This is a genomic window from Sneathia sanguinegens, from assembly GCF_001517935.1.
GTDB lineage: Bacteria > Fusobacteriota > Fusobacteriia > Fusobacteriales > Leptotrichiaceae > Sneathia > Sneathia sanguinegens.
This window is the reverse complement of sequence record NZ_LOQF01000002.1, coordinates 154,013-165,088: the sequence shown is the minus strand read 5'-3', so window position 1 is coordinate 165,088 and position 11,076 is coordinate 154,013. Positions and strand designations below refer to the sequence as shown.

The 11,076-nt window shown below is 27.9% G+C and carries 8 protein-coding genes; all 8 read left to right on the top strand.

Annotated elements, in window-relative coordinates:
• Positions 1-15 precede the first annotated feature (15 nt).
• The 8 genes from AWT65_RS01715 to AWT65_RS01680 all read left to right on the top strand — a co-directional run bounded on the left by AWT65_RS01715 (position 16) and on the right by AWT65_RS01680 (position 11,051).
• Entirely contained in the window at positions 16-2,628 is a 2,613-nt protein-coding gene (locus tag AWT65_RS01715; RefSeq protein WP_198142933.1) for a calcium-translocating P-type ATPase, PMCA-type, read from the top strand.
• Positions 2,625-3,569, top strand: coding sequence for a tetratricopeptide repeat protein (locus AWT65_RS01710; RefSeq protein ID WP_066728729.1), 945 nt, complete (start codon positions 2,625-2,627; stop codon positions 3,567-3,569). Before AWT65_RS01715 ends, AWT65_RS01710 begins: the two co-directional genes overlap by 4 nt.
• Before the next feature lie 17 nt (positions 3,570-3,586).
• Positions 3,587-4,453: a prolipoprotein diacylglyceryl transferase gene (gene lgt / locus AWT65_RS01705; protein WP_066728727.1), complete on the top strand. Its 867-nt coding sequence runs from the start codon at positions 3,587-3,589 to the stop codon at positions 4,451-4,453.
• Between the two features lie 114 nt (positions 4,454-4,567).
• Positions 4,568-5,581: an alcohol dehydrogenase AdhP gene (adhP, locus tag AWT65_RS01700; RefSeq protein WP_066728725.1), complete on the top strand. Its 1,014-nt coding sequence runs from the start codon at positions 4,568-4,570 to the stop codon at positions 5,579-5,581.
• Positions 5,582-5,683: 102 nt separating this feature from the next.
• Positions 5,684-6,430: an IclR family transcriptional regulator gene (locus AWT65_RS01695; protein WP_066728723.1), complete on the top strand. Its 747-nt coding sequence runs from the start codon at positions 5,684-5,686 to the stop codon at positions 6,428-6,430.
• A 4-nt stretch (positions 6,431-6,434) separates the two neighbouring features.
• Complete coding sequence (locus tag AWT65_RS01690; protein WP_066728720.1) at positions 6,435-8,582, top strand: RelA/SpoT family protein; 2,148 nt, start codon at positions 6,435-6,437, stop codon at positions 8,580-8,582.
• 7 nt (positions 8,583-8,589) lie between these two features.
• Positions 8,590-9,750, top strand: a complete 1,161-nt coding sequence (gene tgt, locus AWT65_RS01685) for a tRNA guanosine(34) transglycosylase Tgt (protein ID WP_066728719.1) — start codon at positions 8,590-8,592, stop codon at positions 9,748-9,750.
• Positions 9,747-11,051 carry a C1 family peptidase gene (locus tag AWT65_RS01680; protein WP_066728718.1) on the top strand — a complete coding sequence of 435 codons (1,305 nt, stop codon included), beginning with the start codon at positions 9,747-9,749 and terminating at the stop codon, positions 11,049-11,051. Before tgt ends, AWT65_RS01680 begins: the two co-directional genes overlap by 4 nt.
• Positions 11,052-11,076 lie beyond the last annotated feature (25 nt).

Here is an 11,076-nt window from a genome sequence, read left to right as displayed (position 1 = left end):
GAAAGAAGGGAATATTTGAAATACTTTAATTTAGATATAAGAAAGTGCTTAGAATTATTGAAAACTGATGATATTAATGGTTTAACACAAAAAGAAGCAAAAGCTCGTTTAGAAAAAAATGGGGAAAATAAATTAGAAGATGAAAAGAAAAAATCAATATTAAAACTTTTATTTGAACAAATAAATGATGTAATGATTTATGTCTTATTGGTATCGGCTTTAGTAACTATTATTGTAAATAAAGAATTTACTGATGCGATTATTATCCTTATTGTTGTAATGATTAATGCTGTAGTAGGACTTATGCAAGAATTAAAGGCTGAAAAAGCCTTGCAAGCATTAAAAGAAATGACTAATCCAAAGGCTATAGTTTTAAGAAATGGTGTAATGGAAGAAATAGAATCAAGATATTTAGTTATTGGGGATATAGTTTTATTAGAAGCAGGTAGAATTGTTCCAGCAGATTTAAGATTAATAGAAACAATGAATCTAAAAATTGAAGAAAGTAGTTTTACTGGAGAATCAGTTCCTGCAGAAAAAAATGCAGAGGGAATTTTAGATGAAAATACTCAAATAGCTGATAGAACTAATATGGCATTTATGTCAACTTTAGTTAGTTATGGAAGAGCAAAAGGAGTTGTTTGTGCTACTGGTTGTGATACAGAAATAGGTAAAATTGCAAAATTATTGCAAGTTGAAGAAGAACAAACACCTTTGCAAAAAAAGATGAATAAGTTAGGGAAATACTTGGGATATATTGCAATAAGCATTTGTGTTTTTATTTTTATTATAGGTATTTTTCAAAAAAGAGATATCGTAACTATGCTAATTACATCAATTAGTTTAGCAGTAGCGGCGATACCGGAAGGTTTAGTTGCAATAATTTCTATTGTATTAGCCTTGGGTGTAACTAGAATGTCTAAGAAAAATGCAATAATAAAGAAAATGCCTGCAGTAGAAACTTTAGGTTCTGTTAATTATATTTGTTCAGATAAAACTGGAACTTTGACTCAAAATAAAATGACAGTGTTAAAAGATTATACTTTTGATGGAAAAAAAGAGTTGCTTATAAAAACAATGATACTTTCATCTGATGCAAGAATAGAAAATAATGGGAAAGAATTTGGTGATCCTACTGAAGTAGCACTTATAGCTTATGGTATGAAGCATGGAATTTTTAAGGATGAATTAGAAAATGTTGAAAAAAGAATAGATGAATTTGCTTTTGATTCAGAAAGAAAAATGGCTTCAACCCTTACAAAAAATGATGTGGCTTATAAGGTAAATGTAAAAGGAGCATTAGATAATTTATTAACAAAGTGTAAGTATATTATAAAAAATGGAAAAGAAGAAGAATTAACTGAAGAATATAAAAAAGAAATATTAGACAAAGCAAATGAAATGTCTAATAAAGCACTTAGAGTTCTTGCCTGTGCTTATAAAATTGTTGATAAGCAAATAAATAGTGAAGATTTTGAAAAAGATTTAGTTTTAGTGGGTATAGTTGGAATGATAGACCCACCAAGAGAAGAAGTAAAGGCTTCAATTAATGAAGCTAAAAAAGCAGGTATAACTGTTATAATGATAACAGGAGATCACAAAAATACAGCTTTTGCGATTGCAAAGCAATTAGGAATTGCTACAAAAATTGAAGAATGTTGTTTGGGACAAGAGTTAGATAAATATACAGATGATGAATTAGTGGATATAGTAAAAAAATATAGAGTATATTCAAGAGTTTCACCTGAGCATAAGGTTAAGATAGTAAGAGCATTGAAAAAGGGTGGAAATATTGTATCTATGACAGGGGACGGAGTTAATGATGCTCCCTCTTTAAAGGTTGCAGACATAGGAGTTGCAATGGGAATAACAGGTACAGATGTTTCAAAAGGTGCTAGTGATATGATATTAACAGATGATAATTTTACAACAATAGTAACTGCTATAAAAGAAGGTAGAAATATATATAATAATATAAAGAAAGCTATTATTTTTCTATTAACTTGTAATTTGGGAGAAGTTATGACCATTTTAGTTGCAACAATATTTAGATGGCCTCTACCTTTAATTGCTACACAATTATTATGGATTAACTTGGTTACAGATACTTTGCCAGCCTTAGCTTTAGGTGTTGATCCAGCATCTACTGATGTTATGCAAGAAAAACCAAGACCACAAGATGAAAATTTCTTTTCTCATGGTTCAGGTATAAGAGCTATAATAGGAGGCTTTACTATAGGATTTTTAACTCTACTTGCATTTTACATAGGCTTAAAAGAAAAAGGTATTAATTTATTTACAATTATTGATATTAATAGCATACCAGAAGCTCACTTAGCATATGCTAGAACAATGGCCTTTATAGTATTAACAATTTCTCAATTATGCTATGCATTTACAATGAGAAGTGAAAAAGAAAATCTGATAAAAGTAGGAATATTTAAAAATAAATATTTAAATTTATCATTGATAGTTGGGGTAGCATTGCAATTAATGCTAACAGCAACTCCATTATTAGCAAAGGCATTCTGTGTTACAAAATTAACAATTTTTGATTTTGATATAGTAGTTATATTTGTTTTAATTCCGGTTATTATAAATGAAATAATAAAAAAGGTTCAAAAATGAAAAATATATTTATATTAATTTTCTTTTCTTTATTTATTTCTTGTGAAAAATATGATGAAAAAAAGGACTTACCAAGTGATACTACAGAGGTAGTTCCAGTTGAAATAATAAGAAATAATGATAATGATAAAACTTTAGGTAATAATATATTTTCTGAAGAAGAAAATATAAAAGAAGATAAGCCTTTTGAAAAACCAAAAGATAAGATGACGCTTATACTTGAAAAAGCTAATATAGATCCTATTAGTTTTTATATTGCCCAAAAAAAGGCAAAAAAAGGTAGTAATAAAGATATAAGATATGTGCTTAAAGTTTATGAAAAATTAAATATGAATGATGAAAAAGAAAAATATATAGATTTAGCTATAAAAAATAATGTTCAAGAAGTTGTATTAAATAAAATAACGCAATATATAAATGAAAATAAGACTGATGAATTAGAAAAACTTATACCTAAATTAAAATCGAAAAAAGAAAGAGATAAGTTTGAAGGTATATATTTATATAAAAAGGGCTTAGAAGCTTATGAAAATTCTAATTCAAATCAAGCAATAAACTATTTTAAAAAAGCATATAAAAAAGGTGTGAAAGAATTAGGACATAATATAGCTTCTCTTTATTTAAAACAAAAAAACATTAATGAAGCTGTAAATTGGTTAGAAATTTCAAAATATGAGGGGAACAAAGATGCTAATTATGAATTAAGCGTAATATATTTTAATAATAAAAAATATGCAAAAGCTATTCCTTATTTAATAGAAGAATATAAAAAAGGTAAAAAAGAATTAGCTACAAGTATAGGTGTGTGCTATGTTAATTTATACAAATATGAAGAAGCAATTGTATGGCTTGAAAAAGCAAGTTCAAATGGCGATATTGATGCAAAAAAAATTATCGAAAAAATTAATGGCTTTAGAAAAGAAAGCTATAATGTTTATTAAGAAGTTAGGTGGTGAAAATGAGACCATATTTATTTAAAGTTGGAAATTTTGAATTAAGAGTGTATAGCTTAATGTATATTTTAGCTCTTTTTATAGCAATATTTTTGGCTAAACATGATAAGCTTGCAAAAAAACGTGGCATAACAGATAACAAACAAATAGAAGATTTTGCTTTTATAACTCTATTTTCTGGTCTTATAGGAGCAAGAATATATTATGTAATTTTAAAATGGGACTATTATTCTAAAATGCTTTATGAAATACCTATGGTATGGAAGGGTGGACTTGCTATACATGGTGGAATAATAGGTGGAATAATAGCAATTCTAATTTTTTCAAAAATGCATAATAAAAAATTCTTTGTATTGACAGATATGTCCGTTGGTCCTTTAATATTGGGACAAGCTTTGGGCAGAATTGGAAATTTTGCAAATGGAGAAATACATGGTGTTCCGACTTTTACACCTTGGAGTGTAATAATATCTGGAAAATTTTCTACTTGGTGGAATTTATATAATAGTTTGCCCCTAAGTGAACAAGCAAAATATAGACCATTAGTACCTTGGGGAGTAGTATTTCCTGAAAATACTTCAGCCGGAATGGAATTTCCAACATATCCATTACATCCTGCAATGTTATATGAATTGGTATTAAATTTTATAGCCTTTTTATTAATATGGTTTGTATTTAGAAAAAAAGAGTATAAAAGAGGAATATTATCAATGATATATTTGATTTTATATGGAATTATAAGAATTTTTGTTAGTGCTTTTCGAGCAGAAGATTTATTGATATATGGTTTTAAAATGCCATACATAGTAAGTGCTATTATGATTATATGTGGAATAGTAGGAATAGTTATTATTAATAAAAGAACTGAATAAATCAAGGTTGAAAAAACCTTGATTTTTATTTATTATTTTATACTATTGACAAAATAACTGAACGAGGTATACTTAAGTCGTAAGGTATGTTAAAAAAATAACAAGGAGGTTATTATGAAGGCAGTAGTTGTTAACAAAGAAGGAAATGGTGTAGAAGTTGTTGAAAAACAATTAAGAGAATTGAAGTATGGTGAAGCTTTAGTTGAAGTTGAATATTGTGGTGTTTGTCATACTGACTTACATGTTGCACATAGTGATTTTGGAAATGTTGCAGGTACAGTATTAGGACACGAAGGTATAGGAATAGTAAAAAAATTAGGTGAAGGTGTTACTTCACTTAAGGTTGGAGATAGAGTAAGTATTGCATGGTTCTTTGAAGGATGTGGAAGTTGTGAATATTGTACAACTGGAAGAGAAACTTTATGTAGAAAAGTTAAAAATGCAGGATATACTGTAGATGGTGGTATGGCACAAGAATGTATAGTTACAGCAGATTATGCAATTAAGGTTCCTGATGGTTTGGATCCAGCTCAAGCAAGTAGTATAACTTGTGCAGGAGTTACTACTTATGCAGCAATTAAAGCGGCAGATTTGAAACCAGGACAATGGATAGCTTTATATGGTGCAGGTGGACTTGGAAACTTAGCAGTTCAATATGCTAAAAAAGTATTTAATGCTCATGTAATAGCTATAGATATTAATGATGATAAATTAAAATTAGCTAAAGAATGTGGAGCAGATATAGTTTTAAATGGTAAAAAAGTTGATCCAGCTAAATATATACAAGAAAAAGTTGGAGGAGCTCATTCATCAGTTATTACAGCTGTATCAAAGGTTGCATTTAATCAAGCAATAGATTCAGTAAGAGCTGGAGGTAAAGTAGTTGCAGTTGGTTTACCATCAGAAACAATGGATGTTTCTATAGTAAAGACTGTATTAGACGGAATTCAAATTATAGGTTCATTAGTTGGTACAAGAAAAGACCTAGAAGAAGCATTCCAATTTGGAGCTGAAGGAAAGGTAGTACCAGTAGTTCAAAAGAGAAGCATAGAAGAAGCACCTAAGATTTTTGATGAAATGGCTGCAGGAACTATACAAGGTCGTATGGTTATAGATATGAAAAGATAGTAAATATAGTGGACTGATTACAAAGTAATCAGTCTTTTTTTAATTGCAATTTTACTATTTTTGTGTTATTGTAATAATATATTACTAAGGAGGTGAATATTTATGTCAACATTACAAAGTTTGGATAGGGCTCTTAATATTCTTGAAGTAATTTCACAAGAAGATAATATAAGCTTGACAGATTTAAGTTCTAAAGTTGGTTTAAATAAGGCTACGGCTTTTAGAATTGCAAAGGCATTAAAAGATAATGGCTATGTTAAGCAACTAAAGAATAAAAAATATTCATTAACATTTAAAATGTTTAGATTGGGAAATAGAGTAGTACAAAGATTCGATTTTATGAATGAAGCTAAAAGAATTATTACGAAATTAGCAAATGAAGTAGATCGTGTTATTCACTTAGTTATACAAGATGGTTCACAAATTTTATACATTGATAAATATACACCACTAAATTCAGGAAAATTAATGAATGTAACCAAGATAGGTAAAAGAGCACCAATGTATTGTACGGCATCGGGAAAGGCAATTTTGGCTAATTTACCTGAAGATGAAATTAGAAAAATATGGAATGATACAGAGATTATAAAATATACAGCAAGAACAATAGTGAATTATGATACACTTTTACAAGATTTAAAAAGAATTAGAAAAAATGGTTATTCAACAGAATATGAAGAATATCAACTAGAAGTTTACTGTATAGGAATGCCAATACACACTTCAAGTGGAGAAATTGTAGGAGCAATAAGTATTTCAATACCCTTGAATGATCCAAATGGTAAACAATATTATATAGAAAAAATGAAAAAATGTAAGGAAGAAATATCAACTATAATAAAGGAATGATGCTATGGATCAAAAAGAAGCTTATGAAATTTTAAAAGAAAAGTGTTTAAGTAACAAAGAATTGAATATGAATAAGATAGAGAAAGCATATATTTTAGCTAGGGAAGCACATAAGGGTCAATATAGAAAAAGTGGAGAAGAATATATAATACACCCTATAGAGGTTTCTCAAATTTTGGTCGATTTGAAAATGGATACAGATACCATAGTTGCTGGCTTATTGCATGATGTAGTAGAAGATACTCTTATCACTTTATCAGATATAGAGTATAGCTTTGGAAAAGAAGTTTCTTTATTAGTTGATGGAGTTACAAAATTAAGAAATTTACCTAAAAAACAAGGAAAACAAATAGAAAATATCAGAAAAATGGTTGTTGCAATGTCACAAGATATCAGGGTTGTAATTATTAAATTAGCTGATAGACTTCATAATATGAGAACTATAAAATATCAAAGTCCAGAAAAACAAATAGAAAAATCAAAAGAATGTATAGATGTATATGCACCTATTGCACATAGAATAGGAATGTCTAAGATAAAGTCTGAATTAGAGGATATAAGTTTTAGATATTTAAATCCTGAAGCATATTATGAAATGAAAGAATTAGTTAATACTAAAAAGGCTGAAAGAATAAGAATAACTAATGATATTATAGAAAAAATAAAGCTAGAATTAGATAAGAATAATATTAAATCTGAAGTAACAGGAAGACCGAAACATTTATATAGTATCTATAAAAAAATGACAGAAAAGAATAAAAAATTTGCTGAATTAATGGATTTAATAGCTATAAGAGTTATAGTTGAAAAAGTTGAAGAATGTTATATGGTTTTAGGTATAGTTCATGGTAAATTTGTTCCTGTATCAGGTAGATTCAAGGACTATATTGCTGTACCTAAAAGTAATGGATATCAGTCAATACATACCACAATAATATATTCTGAAAATCAAAATGTAGAAATACAAATTAGAACCAAGGTTATGCATGAAATAGCAGAAGAAGGTGTAGCTGCACATTGGAAATATAAGGAAAAGAAAACTAAAGATAAGAATGAAAAATATTATCAAGCAGTTAAAAAAATAATATATGGTAATTTTGCACAAAAAGTTACAGATGAAGTTTTAAATGAAACCATATTTGTATTTACACCTAAAGGGGATGTTATGGAATTAGTTAATAATTCGACAGCTCTAGATTTTGCATTTCAAGTTCATACACAAATAGGATATAGGACTATAGGTGCTAAGATAAATGATAAAATAGTTCCCTTAGATCAAAAATTAGAAAATGGTGATAAGGTTGAAATATTAACTTCTAAAGCTACTAATGGACCCGGAAAAGATTGGATTAATATGGTCAATAATAACAGTTCTAAGGTGAAAATAAAGAAGTGGTTTAAAGATTTAGAATTTGAAAATAAGGTTAAAGAGGGACAAGAATTATTAGAAAATGAATTCGCAAAAATAGGACTTAAATTTAAAGAATTAGAAGAAGATAAAATTGTTTATCTATACATGAAAAAATATAATATTCCAAATATAGAAAATTTATACTATAAATTTGCAACAAATAGTTTGAATTTAAATAATTTTATTCAAAAATTTAAACCTAAAACTGAAGAAATAGACTATGAAAATATTCTTGAAGAAGCAAAAGATAATGCTAATAAATATGCAGATAAAAATGAAAATATGATGGGCGTTAAAATTTCAGGTTCAGATAATACAATGTTTGTTTTTGCAAAATGTTGTAATCCTTTGCCAGGAGTTGAAATTGGTGGTTATGTAACAAATGTAAAGGGTATTATTATACATAATAAGACTTGCCCAAATCTTAAAAGATTAATAAAAAAAGATCCAAATAGAGAAATAGAAGTTTATTGGGATGAAAAATTATTAGAAAATTCAAATTGCAGATATGAATATTCTTTTTTAATAAAATCTCTTAATAGAGAAGGTTTGTTATATGATATTATGCGAATAATTAATGAACATAAGTTAGATATAATAAATATGAATACAAAGATAAAAGAGAAAAATGGTCAAAGCTATGCAATTATGGATATTAGAATACTGATAAAAAACAAAGAAAATTTTGAAAAATTAAAAAAGAATTTACTTTCAATGAAAGATGTAATAGATATAATATAGGAGGAATATGTTACCAATAAAATATGAAATACAATATAAGAATGGAAATGCTAGAGCTGGGATTATACATACACCACATGGTGATATAGAAACCCCTATATTTATGCCGGTGGGAACACAAGCAACAGTAAAGACTATGACACCAGAAGAATTAGAAGAAATAGGTGCACAAATTATACTAGGAAATACTTATCACTTACATTTAAGACCTACAGATGAATTGATAAATGATTTTGGAGGCTTACATAAATTTATGAATTGGAATAAACCAATACTTACTGATAGTGGAGGGTTTCAAATATTTAGTTTAGCACTTAGAAGAAAATTAACAGAAGAAGGAGCATATTTTAGCTCACATTTAGATGGTTCGAAGCATTTTATCAGTCCAGAAAAATCTATAGAAATACAAAATAATTTAGGATCTGATATAATGATGGTTTTAGATGAATGTCCTCCTGGTTTAGCTACTAGGGAATATTTACAACCTTCTATAGATAGAACAATTAGATGGGCTAGAAGATGTATAGTAGCAAATAAGAATAAAGATAAGCAAGGCTTATTCGCAATAGTTCAAGGTGGAATTTATGAAGATTTAAGAGATTATTGTCTTGATGAATTATATAAAAATAATGAAGATTTTTCAGGTTATGCTATTGGTGGACTTGCAGTTGGTGAACCAACAAAAGATATGTATAGAATTTTAAAACATATTACACCAAAATTACCAAGTGATAAACCAAGATATTTAATGGGAGTTGGAGAACCCCTAGATATGTTGGAAGCTATAGAACATGGAGTAGATATGATGGATTGTGTACATCCATCAAGAATTGGAAGACATGGTACAGTATTTACAAAATATGGAAGATTGGTAATAAAGAATGAAAAATATTCTCGTGATCCAAGACCACTTGATGTTGCGGACAATTATGTATGTAGAAATTATACAAGGGCATATATAAGACATTTATTTAAAACAAATGAAATTTTAGGACAAAGATTAGCAACTTACCATAATTTATGGTTTTTATTGAATCTAGTTAAAGAAGCTAGAGAAGCAATAAAAGAAAATAGATATAAGGAATTCAAAGAAGAATTTATTTCAAATTATACAATGGGTTTAAACAGTGAATGGATAAAACCAATTAAGAAAGGAAGTGTAAAATGATAGACAATAATTTATTGCAAAAATTTGAACAAAAATTCAATGAAAATTCAATTAACAATATCATTAAAAATGCAATAGCTAATGTAGGAATTAATGATACAAGTATAGTTAAAGAAGTATTAAATAAGCATACATTTGAATTTTCTACAGAAACTAAAAAAGGTGAAATAACAAATCAAAAAAGATCAGGAAGATGTTGGATGTTTTCAGCATTAAATGTATTAAGAGTTGGAACAATGGAAAAATTAAATGTTGAAACATTTGAATTTTCACAAGCATATTTACAATTTTATGATAAATTAGAAAAGGCTAATACATTTTTACATTACATAATTGAAACAAAAGATTTGCCTATAACAGATAGATTAGTTGCACATATTATGTATGGTGGTGCTGAAGATGGAGGATATTGGAATTTCTTTGTAGGACTTGCAACAAAATATGGAGTTGTACCGAAAGAAGTTATGCCAGAAACATATCACTCATCAGATACAGCAATTTTAAATGAAGTATTAGATTTAAGATTAAAAAAAGCAGCTTGTTTAATTAGAAAGAGTAAAACTATAGAAGAAGCTGAAAAAATAAAGGAAGATGCTCTATATCAAGTATACAATATTTGTGTAAAAGCACTAGGTTTACCACCTAAAAAATTCACTTATGAATATAGAGATAAGGATAAGAAATTTGTTAGAATTTCTGATATAACACCAAAGGAATTTATGGAAAAATATGCACAAGATGATCTTTTAGCAAAGGTAGAATTGGTACAAGATCCTAGAGAAGAAAATGAAAAAGGTAGACTATATCAAATACCATATACATGTTCAGTATTAGAACATGGACCATATACTTTCTTGAATGTAACTTTGGATGAATTAAAGAAGGCAACTATAGCTTCAATCAAAGATGGAGCACCTGTTTGGTTTGGTTGTGATGTTGGAAGATTCAGCGATAGAAAAAAAGGTATATTAGATAGCGATTTATATGACTATAATAATACATTGACAGAATTAGGAGAATTTTCAAAGAAAGATAGATTAGTAAATTATTCAGCATATATGACTCATGCTATGACCTTTGTTGGTGTTGATCTTGATGAAAATTCTAAACCTTTAATGTGGGAAGTAGAAAATAGCTGGGGAGATGAAGTAGGTAAAAAAGGTATTTTCTCAATGTCTGATAAGTGGTTTGATGACCATAATTATTCCGTTGTTGTTGATAAAAAATACATATCAGAAGAATTTAAATCTGGTTTTGATAAAGATGTGATTGTTTTAGACTATTTTGATCCTTTAGCATAAAAATATGGTATAATACTATTGGTAC

Coding starts and splice junctions, on each gene's coding strand:
- AWT65_RS01710 (WP_066728729.1), top strand. CDS start 2,625: ATGAAAAATATATTTATATTAATTTTCTTTTCTTTATTTATTTCTTGT.
- lgt (WP_066728727.1), top strand. CDS start 3,587: ATGAGACCATATTTATTTAAAGTTGGAAATTTTGAATTAAGAGTGTAT.
- adhP (WP_066728725.1), top strand. CDS start 4,568: ATGAAGGCAGTAGTTGTTAACAAAGAAGGAAATGGTGTAGAAGTTGTT.
- AWT65_RS01695 (WP_066728723.1), top strand. CDS start 5,684: ATGTCAACATTACAAAGTTTGGATAGGGCTCTTAATATTCTTGAAGTA.
- AWT65_RS01690 (WP_066728720.1), top strand. CDS start 6,435: ATGGATCAAAAAGAAGCTTATGAAATTTTAAAAGAAAAGTGTTTAAGT.
- tgt (WP_066728719.1), top strand. CDS start 8,590: ATGTTACCAATAAAATATGAAATACAATATAAGAATGGAAATGCTAGA.
- AWT65_RS01680 (WP_066728718.1), top strand. CDS start 9,747: ATGATAGACAATAATTTATTGCAAAAATTTGAACAAAAATTCAATGAA.